Origin of the sequence: Micromonospora sp. WMMA1949 (genome assembly GCF_027460145.1) — a bacterium.
Taxonomy (GTDB): Bacteria; Actinomycetota; Actinomycetes; order Mycobacteriales; family Micromonosporaceae; genus Micromonospora.
Genome location: NZ_JAPZBG010000001.1, coordinates 4,210,173 through 4,232,184 on the forward strand (window position 1 = coordinate 4,210,173; position 22,012 = coordinate 4,232,184).

A 22,012-nucleotide genomic window follows, 5' to 3' on the forward strand; every position below is an offset into this window, starting at 1 on the left:
CGATCTCGTCCGGCCGGGCCAGTACGGTGTCAGGGCACGCCGGGCCAGACTCCGGCCGGGCGGGCGAGGGCGACGCGTGAGGGGGCCGGGATGGCGCAGGGGGAGGCCGAGCACGGTTGCGCCCAGGGTGAGGCCTGCCGGCGGGGTCACGAGCAGCCGGCGACTGCCACGCACCCGCGCCGGCCGTGCCTGCACCATCAGGGGGAGCCGCCGGCCGGGCGGCCGCCGGAACGCGCCGAGGACGAGCCGGGCGTGCCCCGGCAGCGGTCGGCGGAGCCGGCGCACCTGGCCGACGAGCCGTCGCCGGACCAGGGCTGCCGCAGCGATCTGGCGGGCTGGGCGGGTGCCCATCGTCACGGCGCGGTACGCCCGCGCAACCGCACCACCCGCCGGGAGCGCCCGCCGCGCCGCTGGTGCTGACGCGGCGCCGGCCGGGCTGATCCGACACCGGCCGGGATCGGGCGGGGTGCGGGCCGGGCTCAGCGGGTGCGGCGGCGGACCAGCAGCGCGATGCCGGCCAGCCCGGCGGTGATCACCAGTACGACACCCACGTTGAGCAGCAGCAGCCGCTGGAGTTCGCCGAGCGCGGTGTCGATGTTCTGCACCGGGTCGAGCGCCTCCTCCGGAAGCACCCGCTCGCCGCCGCCGATGCCGCCGGCGAGCGTGTCGAACTGCGCCGGCATCGGCACGCCGACCGAGCGCAGCGTCTCGGGCATGTTGAGCCGCCCGAAGAACCAGCCGGCCCGGCTGCTGCTCAGGTCCGGCTGCTTGCCCGGCCGGTAGATCCGCGGACCGCCCTTGGCCAGGGGGAACAGGTCGTAGGTGCGCTGCGGGCCGGCGGCGGTGAGCACCACCACCGTGTACTTCGGACCGAGGTCCTTGGCGGCCGGGCCGCGCAGCTGGCCGGTCGCGCCGAGCCACCTGACCTGGTCGACCACCAGGTTGACCTCGTTCGGCCTGGTGTCGGACCGCAGCTTCAGCGGGCCGTCGAGCCGCTCGCCGCTGATGTCCACGCCGGCCGGGACGGCCGGCTTGGGCTTGGGCGCGGCCTGTGCCGCCGTCGTGCCGGCCAGGGCCAGCGCGCACGCCAGCGCCGCCACGCTCCCGGTCACGGTGACCAGCAGCCGTCTCACCCTACGGATCATCGCCGCCTCCTCGCCCCGTTCGATGGCTGGCTTCCGCTGCAGGTCACACTGGACCGGTGCCCACCACAAAGACTCCGCAAAACGGCGTCCGGTTGCAGCTGGTGGAAGAGTATTTGGAACTATCTGCGAGCTGAGACCGACCAACGAACGGTCGATGATCATCGGCCGGATCCTACCCGGACGGAGGAAACCATGGGGGGCAGGGTCGCCCGTGTGGCGCGTACCTGGGTGGTGGTGCTCGGGATGGTGGCGGCGTTCGCGCTGCTCCCGGCCGCGCCGGCCGCCGCGCACAATTCGCTGACCGGCAGTGACCCGCGCGACGGGGCCCGGCTGGCCGCCGCCCCGGAGCGGATCGAGCTGCGGTTCCTCGCCACGCCGAAGGAGGCCACCACCGAGGTCACCGTCACCGGCCCGGACAACGTGGCCGCGACCGGCGGCGCGCCGGCCTTCTCCGGCAAGCGCGTCACCGTGCCGTTCCGGCCGGGCGCGGCCGGGCTCTACATCGTCACCTACCGGCTGGCGTCCGACGACGGCCATCCGGTCAAGGGGGAGATCCGGTTCACACTGACCACCGGCACCCCGGCCGAATCGCCGTCGGCGAGCACGCCGCCCACCAGCGCCGCCCCGACCGCCGCGCCCACCAGCGCCGCGCCGAGCCCGACCCCGACCCCGACCGCCGCCGAGGCGGACGACGACGGGGGTACGGGCTGGCTGTGGGCGGCCGGCGCGGTGGTGGTGCTGGCCGCGCTGGGCGGCGGGCTGCTGCTGCGCCGCCGGGCCGCCCGCCGCTGACTCCCCGCCCGCTGACGCCGGCCGGTCGGCCTGGGTCGGCTCGCGGGCGACACTCCCCGTGACGCGCCCGGGCGGGTGACTCAGACCAGGCGTACGCGAGCGGCGCGCAGCCGGGTCAGCGTACGGTCGCGGCCGAGCACCTCCAGCGACTCGAACAGCGGCAGGCCGACGGTGCGTCCGGTGACCGCGACGCGTACCGGCGCCTGCGCCTTGCCCAGCTTCAGCCCGCGCTCGGCGCCGACCGCCTCCAGCGTGGCCTTCAGCGACTCGGCGTCCCAGGACTCCAGCGCCTCGAACGCGACGATCGCCGCGTCCAGCAGCTCGGCGGCGCCCTCCTTCATCGCCTTGGCCCAGGCCGCCTCGTCGATCAGCGGGTCGGCCAGGAACAGGAAGTCGACGTTCGGCACGATCTCGCTGAGCACCGCGATCCGGGTCTGGGCGAGCGCTGCAACCGCGGCGAACGCGGCCGGGTCGAACTCGTCGGGCTGCCACGGCGGCGGGGCGATGGTGTCGGTGCCGATGAGCCACGGCCGGCACGCCTCGACGAAGTCCGCCACCGGCAGCGCCCGGATGTAGTCGCCGTTGAACGCGCGCAGCTTCTTCTCGTCGAAGAACGCCGGGGACGGGTTGACCTCGTCCAGCCGGAACTCCTCCTCGATGACCGACCAGGGCACGATCTCCCGGTCGCCCGAGGGCGCCCAGCCCAGCAGCATCAGGTAGTTGCGCATCGCGTCGGCGAGGTAGCCCTCGTCCCGGTACGCCTCGAGCGCGACCTTGTCCCGCCGCTTGGACAGCTTCTGCCGCTTCTCGTTCACCACCACCGGCACGTGCGCCCAGATCGGCGGCTTGACGCCGAGCGCGTCCCACAGCAGCTGCTGCTTCGGGGTGTTCGGCAGGTGCTCCTCGGCCCGGATCACGTGGGTGATCCCCATCGACATGTCGTCGACCACGTTCGCCAGCAGGAACACCGGCGAGCCGTCGCCCCGGGCGATGACGAAGTCCTCGATCAGCTTGTTCTCGAACGTCGGCTCGCCGCGGACCAGGTCGACCACCACGGTCTCGCCCTCGTCCGGCGTACGGAAGCGCAGTGCCCGGCCCTCGCCCGGTCCCAGGCCGCGGTCGCGGCAGAAGCCGTCGTAGCCGCGCTGCTGCGGGCCGGTACGCGCCTGCACGTCCTCGCGGGTGCAGTCGCAGTAGTAGGCCCGGCCGCCCTCGTACAGCCGCTGCGCGGCGGCCCGGTGCTCGCCCGCGTACGAGGACTGGAAGTACGGGCCCTCGTAGCTGCCCCGGGCGATGCCGATCCAGTCGAGCGCGGACAGGATGCCCTCGGTCCACTCGGGCCGGTTACGTGCCGCGTCGGTGTCCTCGATGCGCAGCACGAACACCCCGCCCTGCTGCTTGGCGAAGATCCAGTTCTGCAGCGCCGAACGGGCGCCGCCGACGTGGAACATACCGGTCGGGGAAGGGGCGAAGCGTACACGTACCGTCACGCCCCCCAGCCTACGGCGGACCGCGAGAGGTTTCCGGCAGGGGGCCGGGTCAGGGCACCGACTTGATCTTCACGACCAGGGCGCTGCCGAGCAGGGTGACCGCCGCGGTGACCGCGTACAGCGTCGGGTAGCCGCCGAGGTGCACGACGATCGGCGCGGACAGCGCCGGACCGAGCACCTGCGGCGCCGAGTTGGCAATGTTGATCACGCCGAGGTCCTTGGCCCGGTCGGTGGCGGCGGGCAGCACCTGCGTGATCAGCGCGGCGTCCACCGACAGGTAGACGCCGTACCCGGCGCCGAGCAGCAGCGCCGCGACGATCGCCATCGGCCAGATGGGCGCCACCGCCAGCAGCGTCGCCGCCACCGCCATGATCAGCCCGGAGGCGATCACGAAGACCTTGCGCCGGCCGGAGCGGTCGGACATGCGCCCGGCGGTCACGGCGGTCAGCATCATGCCGACCGTGTAGAGCAGGATCAGGATCAGCAGCGAGCCCTCGGGGTCGGCCACCCGTACCCCGTCGGTGAGGAAGTAGAGCAGGTAGAGCGTGCCGAGCGCGTTGCCGGTCTGCACCAGGAACCGGGTGAACCAGGCCCAGGCGAAGTCGGGGTGCCGGCGCGGGCTGATCCACATGGAGGTGAACAGCGAGCGCAGCCGCAGCGGCGACCGGTGCTCCCGGGGCAGGTGGTCGTCCTGGGTCAGCAGCGCGAACGGCAGCGACAGCAGCAGCACGGCGAGCGCGATCGCCGCGTACCCGGCGGCGTTGCCGGTGACCACGGCGGTCACCAGCACCGCGCCGAGCACCAGGCCCAGCGCCTGCGGGATGCCCACCCAGCCGGACACGCCGCCGCGCTGCGCCACCGGCACCCGGTCCGGGATCGCGGCGGTGAGGCTGGCCAGCATCGCGTTGAAGCAGACCTGCGCGGCGACCCAGGCCACCGCCACCCCGGCGATCGTGTTCTGCCGGGCCAGCAGCACCAGGGCGAGCGCGCCGATCACCGCGCCGAGTGCGGTCCAGACGTGCCGGCGGCCGAAGTGGCGGTTGGCCAGCCGCAGCGAGGTGCGGTCGGACAGCGCCCCGGCGAGCGGGTTCGCCAGCACCGCGGCGAGCGCCCCGATGCCGGTGACCACCGCCAGCATGGCCTCCTTGTCGGCCGGCGCGATCCGTTCCACCTGCTGCGGCAGCAGCACCTGGATCGGGGTGAAGAACGCCATCCAGACGCCCAGGTTGGCCGCGAAGATCAGCGCGATCCAGCCGCGCCGCACCGGCACGGTCGGCTCCGCGAGCGCCGCCGGCAGCGACGCCGGCGTCGGGTTCATCGTGGTCATCGCCGGACCAGATCCCGAAACCAGGTGTACGACGACTTCGGCGTCCGCCGCTGCGTTGCGAAGTCGACGTGCACCAGGCCGAACCGCTTGGTGAAGCCCTCGGCCCACTCCCAGTTGTCCAGCAGCGACCAGACGAAGTACCCGGTCACCGGCACGCCCTCGGCCACCGCCTGGTGCACCGCGCGCACGTGTCCGTCCAGGTACGCGATCCGCTGCGGGTCGTGCACCCGGCCGTCGGCGTCCGGCGCGTCGTCGTACGCGCAGCCGCTCTCGGTGACCTGGATCGGCGGCAGCGCATCGCCGTACCGCTGGTGCAGCTGGAGCAGCAGTTCCCGCAGCCCGTCCGGGGCCACCGGCCAGTCGAACGCGGTACGCGGGTAGCCGTCGAGCGGCACGATCTCGAACGGCAGCGGCGAGTCCGCCTCCGGCGCCCGGATGCCGGTCGGGTTGTAGTAGTTGACGCCCAGCACGTCGATCGGGGCGGCGATGACGTCCAGGTCGCCGTCGCGTACCACGCCCGGGTCGGGGCCGAGCGCGTCCGGATAGCCGCGTCCGAGCAGCGGATCGGTGAACAGGAGGTTGTGCAGCGCGTCGTACGCCGCGGCGGCGGCCCGGTCCGCGTCGGTGTCGCCGGCCAGGCGTACCGGGGAGTAGTTGTTGGCGATCGCCACCGGGGACGTGCTGCGGGCGCGCAGCGCGGCGACCGCGAGACCGTGCCCGAGGAGCTGGTGGTGGGCCACCGGGAAGGCGTCGAACAGCAGCGTCCGGCCGGGTGCGTGCTCGCCCACGCCGTGGCCGAGGCTCATGTGGATGAACGGTTCGTTGAGCGTGATCCAGAGCTTCACCCGGTCCCCGAGGCGGGCCGCGGTCAGGTCGGCGTACTCGGCGAAGCGGGCGGCCGTGTCCCGGTTCAGCCAGCCGCCCGCGTCCTCCAGCGCCTGCGGCAGGTCCCAGTGGAACAGCGTGGCGACCGGGTCCACGCCGGCGGCGAGCAGGCCGTCCACCAGCCGGTCGTAGAAGTCCAGCCCGGCGGCGTTGGCCGGGCCGGTGCCGGCCGGCTGGATCCGGGGCCAGGCGATGGAGAACCGGTACGCGGACACCCCCAGCCCGGCCAGTAGCGCGGTGTCCTCGGCGTACCGGTGGTAGTGGTCGCACGCCTCGTCGCCGGTGCTGCCGTCGGCGATCCGGCCCGGGGTGTGGGCAAAGGTGTCCCAGATGGACGGACCGCGCCCGTCCACCGAGGTCGCTCCCTCGATCTGGTACGCGGAGGTGGAGACCCCCCAGCGGAAGCCGGCGGGGAACTCGGGCATCGGCGCGGTCGTCAAGTCACCCTCCAGGAACGTGAAGCGTGCTCGCGACTCTAGGGCCCTGCGGACCGCCGCGCCATAGGCCGAGATGACTGGATGGCGCAAGGGGGTTCGGCGTGTCTTGGCCGAACCCGTCCGCTTAAGTCCGATTTACACATAGAGTGCCGAATATCGCGGATGTGATTTAAGTGGGGGAAAGATACTCATGATCCTCGTGGAACGAAGCGCACACGTGGCGGCGCCGGTGGATGTGGTCTGGGACGTCGTGCAGCGCGCCGAGCAGCTGCCGGCCTGGCTGGCGGGAGTCCGCGCGGCCGAGGTCCTGTCCGGGGAGGGATTCGGGCGGCGGCAGCTGGTCCAGGCCGGACGCGGCGCCGCGCACGAGGCCGAGGTGATCGCCTTCCAGGAGCCGACCCTGATCGGCTGGCGCGAACGCGCGAAGGGTGCCGGCGCCCGTGCCGAGGCGCGCACCGAGATCTACGTCCAGCTGACCCCGGACGAGGAGGAGGGCGGCACCGTCGTACGCCTGATCGTCGTGCGGTGGCCCGCCGGACCCGTCAAGGCGGCCCTGCTCCGGCTCGGCCTGCGCCGGGTCGGCGCCGACCTGGAGGACTCGCTGGCCCGGCTGACCGACCTGGCCGCCGTCGGCTGACCGAGCCCGTCCCGGCGTCGCCCGCGATGGTGACGGCCCGGCGTTCCCGCCAGGGACGCCGGGCCGTCGTCGCATCGGGGGACGAGAAGGGCCCGGCGCGCCTGGCGTCGGGCCCTTCTCGCGTGACGGGTACTAGCTGTCGCCGCCGGTCTCGCCGACCGGGGCGGCGTTGACGTCGTCCAGCGCGTACTTGCGGGCGGCGTCGGCCGGCACGTGGGCCGGCACCACGCCGCGCAGCGCGAGCTGGCGCAGCGTGGCCACCGCCACCGACTCGGCGTCCACGTGGAAGTGACGGCGCAGCGCGTGCCGGGTGTCCGACATGCCGAAGCCGTCGGTGCCGAGCGAGGTGTAGTCGCCGGGTACCCAGCGGGCGATCAGGTCCGGTACCGCGCGCATCCAGTCGCTCACAGCGACCTTCGGCCCGTCGGCGTCGGCCAGCTTCCGCGCGATGTACGGCACCCGCGGCTCCTCGCCCGGGTTGAGCAGGTTGTGCTCCTCGCACTCCACCGCGTCACGGCGCAGCTCGGTCCAGGACGTCACCGACCACACGTCGGCGGCCACGCCCCAGTCCTCGGCGAGCAGCTGCTGGGCCTTGAGCGCCCACTGCATGCCGGTGCCGGAGGCCAGGATGTTCGCCTTCGGCGCGTCGTCGCCGACCTGCGGCGCGGGGGAGTAGCGGTGGATGCCCTTGACGATGCCCTCGACGTCCACCCCCTCCGGCTCGGCCGGCTGGAAGATCGGCTCGTTGTAGACGGTGAGGTAGTAGAAGATGTTCTCCTGCGCCTCGCCGTACATCCGGTGCAGGCCGTTCTCCACGATGTGCGCCAGCTCGAAGGCGAACGCCGCGTCGTAGGAGACCACCGCCGGGTTGGTGGCGGCGAGCAGCAGCGAGTGGCCGTCCTCGTGCTGGAGGCCCTCACCGTTGAGCGTGGTCCGGCCGGCGGTCGCGCCGAGCACGAAGCCCCGCGCCATCTGGTCCGCCGCCGCCCAGAACCCGTCGCCGGTGCGCTGGAAGCCGAACATCGAGTAGAAGATGTACAGCGGGATCATCGGCTCGCCGTGGGTGGCGTACGCCGTACCGGCGGCGGTGAACGAGGCGACCGACCCGGCCTCGTTGATGCCCTCGTGCAGGATCTGGCCGGTGGTCGACTCCTTGTAGGACAGGAACAGGTCCCGGTCCACGGCGGTGTAGCGCTGACCGTGCGGCGAATAGATCTTCTGCGTCGGGAACAGCGAGTCCATACCGAAGGTACGGGCCTCGTCCGGGATGATCGGCACCCAGCGCTTGCCGAACTCCTTGTCCTTCATGATGTCCTTGAGCAGGCGGACGAACGCCATCGTGGTGGCGACCTTCTGCTTGCCCGAGCCGCGCTTGACGTCGGAGAACCGCTCGGTGCCCGGGATGGCCAGCGTCTTGCGCGCGGTACTGCGCGTGGGCAGGTAGCCGCCGAGCTGCTGACGCCGGTCCTTCAGGTACGTGATCTCGTCCGACTTCTCGCCCGGGGTGTAGTACGGCGGGAGGTACGGGTTCTCCTCCAGCTGCTTGTCCGGGATGTCCAGGTAGAGGCGGTCGCGGAAGAGCTTCAGGTCCTCCAGCGTCAGCTTCTTCATCTGGTGCGTGGCGTTACGGCCCTCGAAGTGCGAGCCGAGCGTCCAGCCCTTGATCGTCTTGGCGAGGATCACCGTCGGCTGGCCGGTGTGCTCCATCGCCGCCTTGTAGGCCGCGTAGAGCTTGCGGTAGTCGTGGCCACCCCGCTTGAGGTTCCAGATCTCGTCGTCGGACAGGTGCTCGACCATCTTGCGGGTCCGCGGGTCGCGGCCGAAGAAGTGCTCCCGCACGTACGCCCCGGACTCCGCCTTGTAGGTCTGGTAGTCACCGTCGGGCGTGGTGTTCATGAGGTTGACCAGCGCGCCGTCGGTGTCCGCGGCGAGCAGCGGGTCCCACTCCCGGCCCCAGACGACCTTGATGACGTTCCAGCCGGCACCCCGGAAGAACGCCTCCAGCTCCTGCATGACCTTGCCGTTGCCGCGGACCGGTCCGTCCAGGCGCTGGAGGTTGCAGTTGATCACGAAGGTGAGGTTGTCCAGCTCCTCGCGGGCGGCCACGCCGATCGCGCCGAGCGACTCGACCTCGTCCATCTCACCGTCGCCGAGGAACGCCCAGACGTGCTGCTGGGAGGTGTCCTTGATGCCGCGGTGCTGCAGGTAGCGGTTGAACCGCGCCTGGTAGATGGCGTTCAGCGGCCCGAGGCCCATGGAGACGGTGGGGAACTCCCAGAAGTCCGGCATCAGCCGCGGGTGCGGGTACGACGGCAGCCCGCCACCGGGGTGCGACAGCTCCTGCCGGAACCCGTCGAGCTGGTTCTCGCTGAGCCGGCCCTCCAGGAACGCCCGCGCGTACATGCCGGGGGAGGCGTGACCCTGGTAGAAGATCTGGTCCCCGCCGCCGGGGTGGTTCTTGCCCCGGAAGAAGTGGTTGAAGCCCACCTCGTAGAGGGACGCCGAGCTGGCGAACGTGGAGATGTGCCCACCGACGCCGATCTCCGGGCGCTGTGCCCGGTGCACCAGCATCGCGGCGTTCCACCTGATGTACGCCCGCAGCCGCCGCTCGACGTGCTCGTCACCCGGGAACCACGGTTCGCGCTCCGGCGGGATCGTGTTGATGTAGTCGGTGGTGGTCAGGGATGGCACCCCGACCTGCCGCTCGCGGGCCCGCTCCAGCAGGCGCAGCATGACGTACCGGGCTCGCTTTGTCCCGCGCTCGTCGATGACACCGTCGAGTGACTCGACCCATTCGCTGGTTTCTTCAGGGTCGATGTCCGGAAGCTGGCTCGGCAGACCAGCGGTGATCACCGGGCGCTTGCGTTCCGTAGCCACAGGCGTTCCCTCGGTTTCGTGTGGGATAGGTCTCTAGCGCCATCCTGCCCCCTGGTGGCGCGTGTCGTCACCTCTCCCGCCCCCAGACGCGACGCTGAACACAGGTACCCATCAGTAACTTTGCGCGATCACCGGATGCGCTATCGGCGGGCGCGGCAGGGAACCGGGCGCTGCGGCAGAATGCGCCGTATGCGCAGTGAGGTGATCACCGTCCGGACCGGCTCCCGCCCGACCGTCCGGGACATCACGAGCGAGGCCGAGCGCTTCGTCTCCGGGGCCGGCGACGGGCTGCTGCACGTCTTCGTCCCGCACGCCACCGCCGGGCTGGCGATCATCGAGACCGGCGCCGGGTCCGACGACGACCTGCTGCGGGCGCTCGACGACCTGCTCCCCACCGACGACAGGTGGCGGCACCGGCACGGCTCACCCGGGCACGGCCGCGACCACGTGCTGCCGGCGTTCGTGCCGCCGTACGCGACGCTGCCGGTGCTCGGCGGGCGGCTGCAGCTCGGCACCTGGCAGTCGATCTGCCTGGTCGACACCAACGGCGACAACCCCGACCGCCAGGTGCGCTTCTCGTTCCTGGCCGGCTGACGCGCGGACGACCGGGCGGGGCTTTCCGCCGAACAGCGCTCCATGATCGGCAATCGGTTGCAGGAGGTGCCTGACCGTTCGGCTGATCGAAGATCGACTTCGTCCTAACATGAACGGATGGCGCATTCCACCGCTCCCACCGCCGGCGACCGGGCCGGCCTCGCCGGGGAGACCGTGCGCCGGATCCTGCGCATCGCCGCCGCGATGCGGCACCACCAGGACGAGGGGATCGCCGCGCTGGGGCTCACCCCGGCGGCGGCCCGCGCGCTGCACGAGCTGGACCCGGACCGCCCCCTTCCCGCACGCGACCTCGCCGAGCAACTCGGCTGCGACAGGTCCAACGTCACCGGCCTGGCCGACCGGCTCGAGCAGGCCGGACTGGTGGAACGACGGACCGACCCGGCCGACCGGCGGCAGAAGACGCTGGTGGTCACCGGACGCGGCCGGGAGGTCCGCGACCGGGTCGGGCAGGTCATGTCGGACTCCCGACTCCTCGACGGCCTGAGCACCGCCGAGCTGGCCGCGCTGCGTGAGCTGGTGTTCAAGGTCTCCGACGGCGGCTGCCCGGAGGGCTGCGGCGACGTCTGAGCCACGCCGGGCGGAACGTGTCCGACTGGGCGCGGCGGGCCCGAGTCGGTAATGCTTTCCGACGTGACCACCCCGCACGATCTCGACGACCGGCTCCGAGCCGAACTGGCCGCGCTCGGTGCGCCCGACCAGCGGCGCGACCTGGGCGAACCGCTGCCCGACGGCGGGCCGTTGACCGGTGCGCAGGCGCTCGCCCTGTTCGACGCGCAACTCACCAGCCGGCTGCTCGACCTGGCCGGGCTCTGGCTGCATGGGTTCGGTGAGGGGTACCACACGATCGAGTCGGCGGGCCACGAGGGCAACGCCGCGGTGGCCGCCGCGCTGCGGCCGACCGACCCGGCGCTGCTGCACGCCCGCTCCGGTGCGTTCTACTGCCTGCGCGCCGCCCAGGCCGCCGGCGCCTTCCCGCCCGCCCCGTCGTCGCCCTCCGGCACCCTGTCCGACGCCGCGTCGCCCCCCGCCGCCACACCCGACACCGCCCGCACCGGCGCGTCCGGCGCGCCCTCCGACGCCCGGCCCGACGAGGCGAACCCCGCATCCACCGCGCCGCACCCCATCCCGGCCTCCGGCGTGCCGCTCACTGCCACGGCCTCCGACACCTCACCCGTCGAGCCGATCCGCGCATTCAGCGCACCGCACACCGCCCCAGATTTCGACGCCGCACCCGCCGACCCGGCCCACGCCTCCAGCGCGCCGCTCGCCGTCCCGGCTTCCGGCGCCCCATCCGCCGACCCGGCCCACGCCTCCAGCGCACCGCTCACCGCCCCGATCACCGGCGCCGCACCCGCCGAGCAGGCCCGCGCCTCCACCGCGCCGCACACTGCCCCGGCCTCCGGCGCCTCGTCCGCCGAGCCTGCGTCACGCCCCGCCCCGGCCGTCGACGCCTCATCCGCCGAGGCTGCCCCGCGCACCGCCCTGGCCCAGCCGGACACCGCTCCCGGCGCGCCGGCCCAGCCCGACGCGGATAGCAACCCGTCAGCCACTCCCACCCCCCGGGACCCGGGGAGATCTTGGAGCGAAAGTGCCCCTATGGGGGCCGTTTCGTACCAAGATCTCGAGCGGGCGGGCGTGCGGGACGACGTCGCGCGCAGCGATGGCGGGGGCGGCGGGGAGGCGGGCAGGCTTCCGTCGGGAGCGGCGATCGCCGTGGACGCGGACGGGGACGCGACTGTCGTCGTACCCGATCTGCCGCAGCCCGCGCCCGACGACGCGTTCGCGGCGGCGGCGCGCGACGTGCTGCGCGGCATCGTCGCGTCCGCGGAGGAACCGGCCGCCGGCGGCCGGGCGAAGGTCTTCGGTCGCGCCGACCTGGCGGTGGTGCCGACCGCGGCGACCGCCGGTGCGCACCTGCCGCGCGCGGTCGGCCTGGGGCTGGCCCTGGAGCGGCTGCGCCGGGGCGCGCGGTCCGCGGACGGCGACGCCGAGGCGGCCGCCTGGCCCGCCGACGCCGTGGTGCTCTGCTCCTTCGACGACGGCGCTGTCGACCACGCCGCGGTCACCGCCGCGCTCAACACGACCGGCTGGTACGACCACACCGGCCTGCGCCTCCCGGTGCTGTTCGTGTGCGAGGACAGCGGTCGCGCCGCCGAGGGGTGGGTGGCCGCCACGCTGCGGTCCCGGCCCGGCATCCGGTACTTCGCGGCCGACGGCACGGACGTGGTCGCCGGCTACCGCGTCGCGGCGGAGGCGGCGGCCTGGGTACGCCGGCACCGCCGGCCGGCCGTGCTGCACCTGGGCGCGGTCCGGCTGATGGGGCCGGGTGACGGCGACGCGGCCCGCGACCCCCTGCTGGCCACCGCGCGGCTGCTGGTGACCTCCGGGTACGCCAGTGGCGAGGAACTGCTGGCCCGGTACGACGAGCGGGGCTGGCAGCTGCGCCGCGTCGCCGAGGAGGTGCTGGACGAGCCGAAGCTCGGGTCCCCGGTCGAGATCGTGCGGGAACTGGCGCCGCGCCGCCCGGTCCGGGTGTCCCGCGCGGTGGCCGAGGCGGCGGCGCGGGCGGCCGGGCCGGGCGCCGGGGCGCGGGCGGAGGCGTTCGGCGGCAAGCCGCCGGAGCTGACCGGCCCGCTGACGCTGGCACAGAGCATCACCGCCGCGCTCGCCGACGGCATGCTCGACCACCCCGGGACGGTGGTATTCGGGCACGAGGTGGCCGCCCGGGGCGGGGCGCACGGGGTGACCGACGGGCTGCGGGACCGGTTCGGGGCGGCGCGCGTGTTCGACACGCTGCCGGACGAGACCTCGATCCTCGGACTCGGGCTGGGCGCCGGACTGGCCGGGCTGCTGCCGGTGCCCGAGATCCGCCACCTTACGTCGCTGCACGGCGCCGAGGACCAGCTCCGCGGCGAGGCGGCAACCATGCGCTTCCTCTCCCAGGGCGCGTTCCGCAATCCGATGGTGGTGCGGGTGGCCGGCCTGGCGATCCCGGACGGGCTCGGCGGGTACGACCGCAACGACAACTCGCTCGGGGCGCTGCGGGACGTACCGGGGCTCGTGGTGGCCGTGCCGGCCCGGCCGGACGACGCCGCGCCGATGCTGCGTACCTGTCTCGCGGCGGCCCGGGTGGACGGCAGTGTCTGCGTCCTCGTGGAGCCGGTTGCGCTCTACCACGTCCGCGACCTGTACACCGAGGGTGACGAGGAGTGGACCGCCGAGTACGCCGAGCCGGGTGCCTGGGCGGACCGTCACGTGCCGATCGGGCGGGCCCGGGTGTACGGGATCGGCTCCGCCGAGGACCTCACCATCATCACGTTCGGTAACGGCGTGCGTATGTCGCTGCGCGCGGCGGCCACGCTGGCCGAGGAGGGCGTGGGCAGCCGGGTGGTGGACCTGCGCTGGCTGGCCCCGCTGCCGGTGGCCGACATCATCAGGGAGGCGTCGGCGACCGGCCGGGTGCTGGTGGTGGACGAGACGCGGCGGTCCGGCGGGGTGGGCGAGGGCGTGCTGTCCGCGCTCGTCGACACCGGGTACGTGGGGGCCGCACGCCGCGTTGCCGGACTTGACTCGTTTGTACCATTAGGTCCGGCTGCCCGTCAGGTTCTGGTCTCCGCGGAAGCCATCACCCAGGGTGCCCGTACGCTGCTGGCACGGTAAATTCCGTTCCACCCGGTGCGCCACTTGCGCGGCGAGCCGCAACTGTGTGGACTGGGCCCGACGGTGTCACCCGACGCCACGAGCAGGGATAGATGAGGAGGCACGCGACAGTGAGCGCGACCGCTGGCCAGGCCGACGGGGTACGCAGCCTGGCGGACCGGTTCGGTATCGAGCCGGGCATGGTCGTCATGGAGATGGGCTACGACGACGACGTCGACACCGATCTCCGGGACGCCCTGACCGACCGCTGTGGGGAACTCGTCGACGAGGACACCGACGAGGTTGTCGACGCGGTTCTGGTCTGGCACCGCGACGGCGACGGTGACCTGTTCGAGCTCCTCGTCGACGCCCTCGGGCCGCTCGCGGACAACGGCGTGGTGTGGCTCCTGACCCCCAAGGCCGGCCGGGACGGCCACGTCGAGCCGAGCGAGGTCGCGGAGAGCGCACAGACCGCAGGGCTGCAGCAGACCTCGACCGTCAACGCCGGCCGCGACTGGAGCGGCGCCCGCCTCGTCATGCGGCGCGGGTCGAAGAGCAAGAAGTAGGGCGGCGCCGCACACCCGGCGACCGCGGTCGCCGGGTGTGGCAGGCTGATCATCTCCAGACCCGATCCCCGAGGGAGCACGCATGCCCATCGAGGTTGGCGCCGAGGCGCCCGACTTCCTGCTCAAGGACCAGAACAACCAGGAGGTCCGGCTCTCCGACTTCCGCGGTCGCAAGACCGTGCTGCTGGTCTTCTACCCGCTCGCCTTCACCGGCATCTGCCAGGGCGAGCTGTGCGAGGTGCGGGACAACCTCAACGAGTACGTCAACGACGACGTCCAGGTGCTGACCGTCAGCGTCGACTCCGTGTACGCCCACAAGATCTGGGCCGACCGGGAGGGCTACCAGTTCCCGCTGCTGGCCGACTTCTGGCCGCACGGCGCGGTGGCGCAGGCGTACGGCGTCTTCAACGACGTCGCGGGCATCGCCAACCGGGGCACCTTCGTCATCGACAAGGCCGGCGTGGTCCGGTTCGCCGAGATGAACATGCCCGGTGAGGCGCGCGACCAGCAGGGCTGGCGCAAGGCGCTGGCCGAGGCCGTCGCCGCCTGAGTCCCACACCCCAGGCACGTCGTTGCGCGGGGCCGGAGGCGGACAGGTAAGCTGGCCGCTCCGGCCCGCCGTACGGGCGTTCCGGGCGCGTAGCTCAGTGGGAGAGCACTCGCCTTACAAGCGAGGGGTCGCAGGTTCGAAACCTGCCGCGCCCACCACCTTTCAGAAATCCGTAGCATGCGCCTGTGTCGGATGATCCCGTCTTCACGGCAGTGCTCGACAGCCTGCTCGACTGCCTGGCGTTCTTCGAGCTGTGCGATGACGAAACGCTTCACCCCGACACCGCCGTACGGCAGTTGGAGGACGCGGCGTCCCGCCTCAGCGGCCTGGCGCCCGCCGATCGGGCTCGCCTGGCCGCGGCCATCACCGCCAGAGCGCAGAGCTTCGAGCCGCCGTACCGTCGGTTCGTCGAGGAGGCGCCGGGAGCGTTCGGGCTTCTGGACGAAGACGACTGAGCCGAGCCGTCACGCCTGGGCGTTGCCCGGCCGGCGTTCGGCGTGCTGGTCGGCGTCGGCGTACGCGGTGGCTTCGAGCTGCCGGCGTTCTTCCGGGTCGAGTTGGCTGTAGTAGGTCCAGAAGGTGCCGAACGCGTCGCTGATCGCAGGTCCGTACGTGCTGGTGGTGGCCGCGTTCCTGAGCGTCATGTGGCCGTCGAGGACGGCGCGGGCCATCTCGCGGAGTTCGGGTTGTGGGCTGTCGGCGAGCCGGTCGAGGCTGTCGCGCAGCGCCTTCACGCGTCGGGGGTCGCCGCCGGCGATGTCGGCGATCTCGCTCATCGGGTGGCTCCGGAGGTGACGAGCGGGTGGTCGTACCCGTTGCTGCCGGGTAGCGCGGGGAGCTTGACGGATTCCAGGTCGCCGAGCCGATGGGTCAACGCGGACCGGAACGCGAGGACGGCGGCGTTGGCGTGCTGGTAGAGCTGTGTGGCCTGGCCCCACAGCCGGAGCATGTTGGCGACCTCGACGGCGGCCACGCCGTAGCCGATGACGGCGCCGACACCGGTCGCCGCGGTGACGGTGCCGGCGGCGGCGGAGATGCCGGCGATGATGGCCGCGTCGACGAGGCCCTTGATGATGCCGCCGATCGATTCGCCGATGGACCAGACCGAGTCGGCCATGATCTTGTATTCGTTGCCGATGTCGTTGAGCGGCCCGCGCAGGGCGGCGGTGGCGCCGGAGAGCTGCGTGAAGTAGCTGTGGGCGGCGTCTCCCGCCTGCCCGTTCCACATCTGGTGCAGCGTCGCGGCGCCGGTCTGGACGTTGAGGGCCAGGTCGTGCAGCGCGTTGCCGGCGTTGCTCAGCACGGGCTGCATGACGGCAAGGGCCTCCCAGTTGCCGAACAGGCGTTCCTGCATCCAGGAGATCGGGTCGAAGCCGAAGACCGCGTCGAAGCCCTTCATGGCCCACGACGTGGGGCTCACGTAGTCCATCCAGCCGAGAGCGTTCGGTGGTGAGTCCGGCTCCGGCGGCGGGGTGAGGCTGCCGGACACGTCGCGCAGGTCGACGAAGGGCGGCGGGGGACAGACGAGGGTCTTGAGTTCTTCCTCCAGCGCTGTCGGAGGCTGGCAGGGGACGGCACCCGGGAGCGTGCGGTCCATGTCGGCTGCTGACCGCAGATCCGTCTTGCGGTAGTAGGCGGCGGCAGCGGTCAACTCCGGCCCGGACGCGTCGAGCAGCGTGGTCAGCCGCTTCATCGTGTCCGCGATGACTGTGGAGGCGTGTCGATGACCGTCGGCGGCGATGGCGATGAGCTCGCCGCCGCTGGCCTCCTTGGTGTGGTTGCCGATGTAGCCCGCGATCGCGCTCGCGTCGCCGCTGGCGCGGTCCACCTGCCGGGCGTAGTTGACCAGCGCCGCGGGTTCGACGTCGAAGCTCACGGTTCGAGCACCGTGGCGAAGAGGACCAGCCCGGCCAGGCCGACCACCACGAGCGCACTCGACACGATCAGCAGCCTGACCGCCAGCCGGTGCTGGTGACGAACCGGGTAGTAGGCGGCCCCGACCAGCCCGGCGAGCACGAGGACGAGCATCGGGATCAGCCGCCGTCCGTCCGCCGCGCCGACGACCGTGGCGAACACCCCGACGAAGCCGAAGAAGATCGCCACGTTGGCGATCGCGTTCCGCAGATTGGCGTACGCGGTGACCTGCAGGTCGGCGACCGCGCCGCGGACGTCCCGCTCGGCCTGCGCCCGCTCCTCCGGAGACATCGGTTTACGCGGCTTGCGCCGGCTCTTGTTACCCCCCGCAACCATGCGGGCGACGATAGCAATCATCGCCCTGCTCAGGCTGTCCCTCCCGTCCCACCCACCGTGCCCGGACGGTCGAGAGCGGACGGTCAGCGATCTGCCGGAGAGGTCAGGAACTCCAGCCGCCCACGCCGCCGCTTCCGGTGTTGCTGCCGTCCGTGCGATTCCGGTGGTCGTCGAGCCTGCGGCGGGCCTCGGCGGATGCCCGGAGGTCACGTACCTGGCGGCCGTCCACTCGTGTCTGCCGACGACGACGTAACAGGCCGGCGGCAAGCACGGCTGCCGCGACGACGAGTACGAGAATGATCCAGCGCATGTCGACCTCCCGGGTCATGCCTGCCCCCAGTGTGCGCCGCCGGTCAAGGGTTCCAGGGTCGGCATCCGGCCACGACAGCGGTGCTGCGGGCGGAGCCGCTCAGGCGGGATGCTCGCGCAGGAACGACCGTGCCGCCGCCTTCGCGGCCGCTGTCGCCTCCTCCGTCTGGTCGAAGGACGGGCCCCAACCGGTGTAGACCTCGAGGAAGCGGTCGGCGACTGCTCGCAGCTCCGGAGCCTGGGATTCGGCCGCCTGGCAGTAGATCTCGTACGCCAGGTCCTCGGCGTCGCCCTCTCCCGCGACGATGGCCGCCGCTGCCTGGCGCATCAGGTGCAGCCGAGCGCCGCCCTCGTCCGGGACCGGCTAGCCGAGCTCGTCCATCGCCTGCCGGAACAGGTCGACGGCCTCCCGGGACTGGCCCCTGGACAGGCCGGCGAGTTCACGCAGGCTGGGCGAGTCGATGCCACGGGCCAGCGCGTGAGCGGCCGCCATCGGCAGGTCGTCGCCGAACGGTTCGTCCATGGCCAGCCGGACGGCGACGTCGCGCAGTTGCTGCATCCCGCAGACATTAGGCGGTGCCGGGAAGCGGCACCGGCCGTCGCACCGCCGTGCGGCGACCGAGGAGGAACTCGATATGACTGAGAGGCATATTTATGCCTCTCAGTCATATCGGTTCGAGGCCTCAGTCCTCCGGCAGGCGTGACTCCGTGTGACCGGACGGTCAGGCGTCGCGGGAAGGGCGCTCGCCGTCGTCTTCCGGGTCGGCGGTGAGGGGCAGCGTGGGCCAGGACGCGAGGTCGTGGAGCATCTGCCGGTCGTGGGTGGCGACGACCACCGTGGCCCTGGTCGTCAGCAGGGCTGCAGTGAGGTCGTCGACCAGCGGCGCCGACAGGTGGTTCGTGGGTTCGTCGAGGATCAGCAGGTCGGGACGTTCGGCCAGCCGCAGCGCCAGGTTCAGCCGCCGTTGCTGTCCGTGCGACATCCGGTCGACCGGGGTACGCCGGGCCTCGGCGTCGAGCAGGCTCGTCGCGCTCAGCGGCAGCGCCGTGCCGCCCCGGAGGCGCCCGGTGGAGCGCAGCCGCCCCACGTGCTGCTCGTACAGGTCGTGCGCGAGCATCCCGGGCGGCCAGTCGGGCACCTCCTGACCGAGGTACGCGACGCGTGCCCCGGACAGGTGGCGGACCTCCCCGGTCGACGGCGTGAGGTCGCCGGCCAGCACGGAGAGCAGCGTCGACTTGCCCGCGCCGTTGGGCCCGGTCACCAGCAGGCGGTCCCCGCCGTCGAGCGTGAGCGTGACCGGGGTACGCAGACGCCCGGCCACCGTGACGTCGTGGCACCGCAGGATCGGCAGTCCGGCCCGGGTGTCCAGCGGCGGCCAGCGCAGCGGCTGCGGCGGCTCCGGCACGGTGACCCGGTGCGCGTCGAGTGCCTCCTGCCGGCGTCGTAGTGCCTGGACCAGGCCGGGCGCGCGGGACTGGCGCTGGTGCTTGCCGTGGCCCTTGGCCGGACGCCAGCCGGTGCTGAGCCGATCCTGCGCCTCCCGTACCCCGTCGGCCAGCCGCTGGTGCTCGGCCTGCTGTGCCTCGTGGTCGCGTACCCAGTTCGCGAAGTCGCGACTGCGTCCGTCCTGCCAGGCGGCGTAGTCCCCGGCGTAGCGGCGCGGGCGCCCGTCCGCGCTGGGGTCGAGGTCGAGGAACTCCGTGGCCACGTCCCGCAGCAGGGCGCGGTCGTGGGTCACCAGCACCACGCCTCCGGGGTGCTCGCGCAGCCGGGCGGTGAGGAAGGCGAGGCCGGTCGTGTCGAGGTGGTTCGTCGGCTCGTCCAGCATCAGCAGGTCGACCCGGGCCCCCAGCAGGCACGCCAGCCGTACCCGGTAGCGCTGGCCGACGGACAGCGTGGCCAGCGGGCGGTCCCGGTCCGGGCAGGCGTCGAGACCGGCCAGCGCCACGTCGACGCGACGCTGCGCGTCCCAGGCGTCCAGCCGGGTGGCGGCGTCGAGCGCGGCGGCGTACGCGTCGTCCGCGCCGGCCCGGCCCTCGGCCAGCGCGTCGGCGGCGTCGTCCAGTGCCCGCAGCGCGCGTGCGGACTCCCGGATCGACCCGTGGACGAGCGTGCCCACTGTCTCGCCGTGGCGCGCCTCCAGGTTCTGCCGGGCGACGCCGATCGTGCCCAGCCGTTCCACGGTGCCCTGGTCGGGCACGAGAATGCCGGCCAGCACGTGCAGCAGGGTGGTCTTGCCGCGGCCGTTCTCGCCGACGACCGCCAGGCGGGAGCCGGCGGAGACGGTCACGTCGACGTCGGACAGGACGACCCGGCCGCCGCGTACGACACGGACGCCGTCGGCCCGGACGTGCGCCCGGTGCCCGGCGGGCAGCAGGCCGTCCGCGGCGAACGGGGATGAAGGAATGTTGTCGAGGTTGTTCACAGTCCGCTCTCGGCTCGTCGTGGAGCCGGGCAGCGCGAGGACACCGCCCGGCGGGAACGCCAGGACGGCGGAGCAGAGCTGGTACGTCAGAAGAAGCCGGTCACCCTGCCGCCGTCAGCGGAGGGACCAGGGCTTCATGACGGCGGCGTGGAACCTCATGCGGCCAACACTACCGGAGCGGAACCGGGGATCATCGGGATTATCGGCGCAGGCGGGCGTGGGCCTCGGCGTCGAGCAGGTCGTTCACCGCGAGCGCCGAGTTGATCAGGGCGAGGTGGCTGAACGCCTGCGGGTAGTTGCCGATCTGCTCACCGGTGGAGGCGATCTCCTCGGCGTAGAGGCCGAGGTGGTTGCTGAAGGTGAGCATCTTCTCCAGGGTGAGCCGGGCGTCGTCCAGCCGGCCGGAGCGGGCCAGTGCCTCCACGTACCAGAACGTGCACATGTTGAACGTGCCCTCGTGGCCGGGCAGCCCGTCGGGGGAGTGCAGCGGGTCGTACCGGTGGACCAGGCTGTCCGAAACCAGATCGCGCTCGATCGACTCCAGCGTGGACAGCCAGAGCGGGTCGGTGGGCGTGACGAACCCGACCGCCGGCATGTAGAGCAGGGCGGCGTCGAGCACGTTCTCGTCGTACGCCTGCACGAAGCTGCCGCGTTCCCGATGGAAACCGCGGGCCATGACCTGGTTGTAGATCCGGTTGCGCTGTTCGGTCCAGCAGCTCATGTCCCCGGGACGGCCGGTCCGGGTGGCCAGGCGGATGGCCCGGTCCAGCGCCACCCAGGACATCACCCGGCCGAACGTGTAGTTGCGGGGGTGGTGGCGGCTCTCCCAGATCCCGGCGTCGCGCTGGTCCCAGTTGTGGCAGAGCCAGTCGATCAGGCGCACGGTGCTCTTCCACACCTGGTGCGACACCCGGATGCCCTGCTCGTCGGCGAGGTGCATGGCGTAGAGCGCCTCGCCGTGGATGTCGAGCTGGATCTGGTCGGCCGCGCCGTTGCCGATCCGCACCGGCCGGGAGCCCCGGTACCCCTCCAGGTGGTCGAGCACCTCCTCGTGCAGGTCCGAGGAGCCGTCCACGCGGTACATGATCTTCAGCGGGTCCTGGTGGTCGCCGGCTTCGCGGATGCGCTCGTCGAGCCAGTCCATGTACCGGCTGACCTCCTCGGTGAACCCGAGGCCGAGCAGCGCGTGCACCGAGAACGAGGTGTCGCGTACCCAGGTGTAGCGGTAGTCCCAGTTGCGGGAGCCGCCGACCAGCTCGGGCAGCGCGGCGGTCGGCGCGGCGATCATCGCGCCGGTCGGCGCGTACGTCATGAGTTTGAGCGTGATGGCGGAGCGCTCGACCATCTCCCGCCAGCGGCCGGTGTAGCGGGAGCGTTCGACCCAGCGCCGCCAGTAGTCCCGGGTCCACTCGAACATGCCCTGGACCTCTTCCGGCGGGATGATCCGGGGTTCCTCACTGCCGGTCTCCAGGATCACCCCGCCGGTGTCGCCCTCGTTGAGGGTGCCGTACGCGATGAGGTCGCCGTCCTCCATGCGGATCTCGCCGGTCTGGGCCCACAGTTGCCGCACCGGGTCGATCGGGTTGAAGGTGAGCGTCTCCGACGGGCCGCGGAACAGGTAGCCGTTGCGGTGCCGCTCCAGCTTGTGGCTCTGGCGTGCGTAGTCGAACCGGGGCCGGCACTCCACCCGGAACCGCATGCTGCCGCGCACCATGTTGACCATGCGCACGATGCGGTGCGAGTCGGTGACGCGTTCGCCGGTGACCGGCATGAAGTCGATCACCTCGGCGACGCCGTCCGCGCTGATGAACCGGGTGATCAGGATCGGCGTGCCGGGCAGGTAGAGCTGCTTGGTGACGTACCGGACCTCGTGCGGGGCGATCTGGAAGAAGCCGCCCTTGTCCTTGTCCAGCAGCGCGGCGAAGATGCTCGGCGAGTCGAAGCGCGGCGCGCAGAACCAGTCGATCGTCCCGTCACAGGTCACCAGCGCCGCGGTCTGGAGGTCGCCGATCAGCCCGTGATCCTCGATCGCCGGATAGCCCCTCACGTCGCCCCCCAGGTTCCGAC

General features: G+C 72.3%; 22 protein-coding genes and 1 tRNA gene. 10 read left to right on the forward strand and 13 right to left on the reverse strand.

Annotated elements, in window-relative coordinates; all coding sequences use genetic code 11:
* The first annotated feature begins 90 nt into the window (after positions 1-90).
* On the forward strand, positions 91-420 hold the full coding sequence (locus tag O7607_RS19960; RefSeq protein ID WP_269704707.1) for a hypothetical protein: 330 nt from the start codon (positions 91-93) through the stop codon (positions 418-420).
* A gap of 59 nt (positions 421-479) precedes the next feature.
* Here the strand turns inward: O7607_RS19960 and O7607_RS19965 are convergent, their stop codons facing one another.
* Complete coding sequence (locus O7607_RS19965; protein WP_269704708.1) at positions 480-1,145, reverse strand: hypothetical protein; 666 nt, start codon at positions 1,143-1,145, stop codon at positions 480-482.
* A gap of 192 nt (positions 1,146-1,337) precedes the next feature.
* Here O7607_RS19965 and O7607_RS19970 point away from each other — a divergent pair, with 192 nt between their 5' ends.
* Positions 1,338-1,937 carry a copper resistance CopC family protein gene (locus O7607_RS19970; RefSeq protein WP_269704709.1) on the forward strand — a complete coding sequence of 200 codons (600 nt, stop codon included), beginning with the start codon at positions 1,338-1,340 and terminating at the stop codon, positions 1,935-1,937.
* An 80-nt stretch (positions 1,938-2,017) separates the two neighbouring features.
* Here the strand turns inward: O7607_RS19970 and gltX are convergent, their stop codons facing one another.
* The 3 genes from gltX to O7607_RS19985 are packed head-to-tail and all read right to left on the reverse strand — an operon-like array spanning position 2,018 to position 6,064.
* Positions 2,018-3,427, reverse strand: coding sequence for a glutamate--tRNA ligase (gene gltX, locus O7607_RS19975; protein WP_269704710.1), 1,410 nt, complete (start codon positions 3,425-3,427; stop codon positions 2,018-2,020).
* Positions 3,428-3,476: 49 nt separating this feature from the next.
* Positions 3,477-4,754, reverse strand: a complete 1,278-nt coding sequence (locus O7607_RS19980; protein ID WP_269704711.1) for an MFS transporter — start codon at positions 4,752-4,754, stop codon at positions 3,477-3,479.
* Positions 4,751-6,064, reverse strand: a complete 1,314-nt coding sequence (locus O7607_RS19985) for a GH1 family beta-glucosidase (RefSeq protein ID WP_269707033.1) — start codon at positions 6,062-6,064, stop codon at positions 4,751-4,753. The genes O7607_RS19980 and O7607_RS19985 overlap by 4 nt, the downstream gene beginning before the upstream one ends.
* A gap of 202 nt (positions 6,065-6,266) precedes the next feature.
* Between O7607_RS19985 and O7607_RS19990 the strand changes: the two genes are divergently transcribed.
* Positions 6,267-6,713 carry an SRPBCC family protein gene (locus tag O7607_RS19990; RefSeq protein ID WP_269704712.1) on the forward strand — a complete coding sequence of 149 codons (447 nt, stop codon included), beginning with the start codon at positions 6,267-6,269 and terminating at the stop codon, positions 6,711-6,713.
* A 132-nt stretch (positions 6,714-6,845) separates the two neighbouring features.
* Here the strand turns inward: O7607_RS19990 and aceE are convergent, their stop codons facing one another.
* Positions 6,846-9,590, reverse strand: a complete 2,745-nt coding sequence (aceE, locus tag O7607_RS19995) for a pyruvate dehydrogenase (acetyl-transferring), homodimeric type (protein ID WP_332367313.1) — start codon at positions 9,588-9,590, stop codon at positions 6,846-6,848.
* Between the two features lie 189 nt (positions 9,591-9,779).
* Between aceE and O7607_RS20000 the strand changes: the two genes are divergently transcribed.
* From O7607_RS20000 to O7607_RS20030, 7 genes are all read left to right on the forward strand, one after another.
* Positions 9,780-10,184 carry a secondary thiamine-phosphate synthase enzyme YjbQ gene (locus O7607_RS20000; RefSeq protein WP_030271630.1) on the forward strand — a complete coding sequence of 135 codons (405 nt, stop codon included), beginning with the start codon at positions 9,780-9,782 and terminating at the stop codon, positions 10,182-10,184.
* Between the two features lie 117 nt (positions 10,185-10,301).
* Positions 10,302-10,772 carry a MarR family winged helix-turn-helix transcriptional regulator gene (locus O7607_RS20005; RefSeq protein ID WP_269704713.1) on the forward strand — a complete coding sequence of 157 codons (471 nt, stop codon included), beginning with the start codon at positions 10,302-10,304 and terminating at the stop codon, positions 10,770-10,772.
* Between the two features lie 768 nt (positions 10,773-11,540).
* Positions 11,541-13,865 (forward strand): transketolase C-terminal domain-containing protein, encoded by a 2,325-nt coding sequence (locus O7607_RS20010; RefSeq protein ID WP_442929533.1) that lies wholly within the window; start codon positions 11,541-11,543, stop codon positions 13,863-13,865.
* 110 nt (positions 13,866-13,975) lie between these two features.
* Positions 13,976-14,410 carry a DUF3052 domain-containing protein gene (locus O7607_RS20015; protein ID WP_269704715.1) on the forward strand — a complete coding sequence of 145 codons (435 nt, stop codon included), beginning with the start codon at positions 13,976-13,978 and terminating at the stop codon, positions 14,408-14,410.
* Positions 14,411-14,492: 82 nt separating this feature from the next.
* Positions 14,493-14,960, forward strand: coding sequence for a peroxiredoxin (locus O7607_RS20020; protein WP_128138072.1), 468 nt, complete (start codon positions 14,493-14,495; stop codon positions 14,958-14,960).
* 83 nt (positions 14,961-15,043) lie between these two features.
* Positions 15,044-15,118, forward strand: a tRNA-Val gene (locus O7607_RS20025).
* Positions 15,119-15,145: 27 nt separating this feature from the next.
* Positions 15,146-15,415: a hypothetical protein gene (locus O7607_RS20030; RefSeq protein WP_269704716.1), complete on the forward strand. Its 270-nt coding sequence runs from the start codon at positions 15,146-15,148 to the stop codon at positions 15,413-15,415.
* A gap of 9 nt (positions 15,416-15,424) precedes the next feature.
* Here O7607_RS20030 and O7607_RS20035 read toward each other — a convergent pair whose 3' ends face one another.
* The 8 genes from O7607_RS20035 to O7607_RS20070 form a co-directional block, all read right to left on the reverse strand.
* Entirely contained in the window at positions 15,425-15,736 is a 312-nt protein-coding gene (locus O7607_RS20035) for a hypothetical protein (RefSeq protein ID WP_269704717.1), read from the reverse strand.
* Complete coding sequence (locus tag O7607_RS20040) at positions 15,733-16,836, reverse strand: hypothetical protein (protein ID WP_269704718.1); 1,104 nt, start codon at positions 16,834-16,836, stop codon at positions 15,733-15,735. Before O7607_RS20040 ends, O7607_RS20035 begins: the two co-directional genes overlap by 4 nt.
* Positions 16,833-17,210, reverse strand: a complete 378-nt coding sequence (locus O7607_RS20045) for a hypothetical protein (protein WP_269704719.1) — start codon at positions 17,208-17,210, stop codon at positions 16,833-16,835. Before O7607_RS20045 ends, O7607_RS20040 begins: the two co-directional genes overlap by 4 nt.
* A gap of 103 nt (positions 17,211-17,313) precedes the next feature.
* Positions 17,314-17,538: a hypothetical protein gene (locus tag O7607_RS20050; RefSeq protein WP_269704720.1), complete on the reverse strand. Its 225-nt coding sequence runs from the start codon at positions 17,536-17,538 to the stop codon at positions 17,314-17,316.
* A gap of 81 nt (positions 17,539-17,619) precedes the next feature.
* Positions 17,620-17,847: a hypothetical protein gene (locus O7607_RS20055; protein WP_269704721.1), complete on the reverse strand. Its 228-nt coding sequence runs from the start codon at positions 17,845-17,847 to the stop codon at positions 17,620-17,622.
* 36 nt (positions 17,848-17,883) lie between these two features.
* Positions 17,884-18,078 (reverse strand): hypothetical protein, encoded by a 195-nt coding sequence (locus O7607_RS20060; protein ID WP_269704722.1) that lies wholly within the window; start codon positions 18,076-18,078, stop codon positions 17,884-17,886.
* Between the two features lie 163 nt (positions 18,079-18,241).
* Positions 18,242-19,945, reverse strand: coding sequence for an ATP-binding cassette domain-containing protein (locus O7607_RS20065; RefSeq protein ID WP_269704723.1), 1,704 nt, complete (start codon positions 19,943-19,945; stop codon positions 18,242-18,244).
* Positions 19,946-20,144: 199 nt separating this feature from the next.
* Complete coding sequence (locus O7607_RS20070) at positions 20,145-21,992, reverse strand: glycoside hydrolase family 15 protein (RefSeq protein WP_269704724.1); 1,848 nt, start codon at positions 21,990-21,992, stop codon at positions 20,145-20,147.
* Between the last annotated feature and the right edge of the window lie 20 nt (positions 21,993-22,012).

What these genes read in the sequence shown, in the direction of transcription:
- O7607_RS20055 (WP_269704721.1), bottom strand. Translation starts at nt 17,847, where the DNA reads ATGCGCCAGGCAGCGGCGGCCATCGTCGCGGGAGAGGGCGACGCCGAG.
- O7607_RS19985 (WP_269707033.1), bottom strand. Translation starts at nt 6,064, where the DNA reads ATGCCCGAGTTCCCCGCCGGCTTCCGCTGGGGGGTCTCCACCTCCGCG.
- O7607_RS20020 (WP_128138072.1), top strand. Translation starts at nt 14,493, where the DNA reads ATGCCCATCGAGGTTGGCGCCGAGGCGCCCGACTTCCTGCTCAAGGAC.
- O7607_RS20035 (WP_269704717.1), bottom strand. Translation starts at nt 15,736, where the DNA reads ATGAGCGAGATCGCCGACATCGCCGGCGGCGACCCCCGACGCGTGAAG.
- O7607_RS20060 (WP_269704722.1), bottom strand. Translation starts at nt 18,078, where the DNA reads ATGCAGCAACTGCGCGACGTCGCCGTCCGGCTGGCCATGGACGAACCG.
- O7607_RS19970 (WP_269704709.1), top strand. Translation starts at nt 1,338, where the DNA reads ATGGGGGGCAGGGTCGCCCGTGTGGCGCGTACCTGGGTGGTGGTGCTC.
- O7607_RS20045 (WP_269704719.1), bottom strand. Translation starts at nt 17,210, where the DNA reads ATGGTTGCGGGGGGTAACAAGAGCCGGCGCAAGCCGCGTAAACCGATG.
- O7607_RS19990 (WP_269704712.1), top strand. Translation starts at nt 6,267, where the DNA reads ATGATCCTCGTGGAACGAAGCGCACACGTGGCGGCGCCGGTGGATGTG.
- O7607_RS20050 (WP_269704720.1), bottom strand. Translation starts at nt 17,538, where the DNA reads ATGACCCGGGAGGTCGACATGCGCTGGATCATTCTCGTACTCGTCGTC.
- O7607_RS19960 (WP_269704707.1), top strand. Translation starts at nt 91, where the DNA reads ATGGCGCAGGGGGAGGCCGAGCACGGTTGCGCCCAGGGTGAGGCCTGC.
- O7607_RS19965 (WP_269704708.1), bottom strand. Translation starts at nt 1,145, where the DNA reads ATGATCCGTAGGGTGAGACGGCTGCTGGTCACCGTGACCGGGAGCGTG.
- O7607_RS20000 (WP_030271630.1), top strand. Translation starts at nt 9,780, where the DNA reads ATGCGCAGTGAGGTGATCACCGTCCGGACCGGCTCCCGCCCGACCGTC.
- O7607_RS19980 (WP_269704711.1), bottom strand. Translation starts at nt 4,754, where the DNA reads ATGACCACGATGAACCCGACGCCGGCGTCGCTGCCGGCGGCGCTCGCG.
- O7607_RS20005 (WP_269704713.1), top strand. Translation starts at nt 10,302, where the DNA reads ATGGCGCATTCCACCGCTCCCACCGCCGGCGACCGGGCCGGCCTCGCC.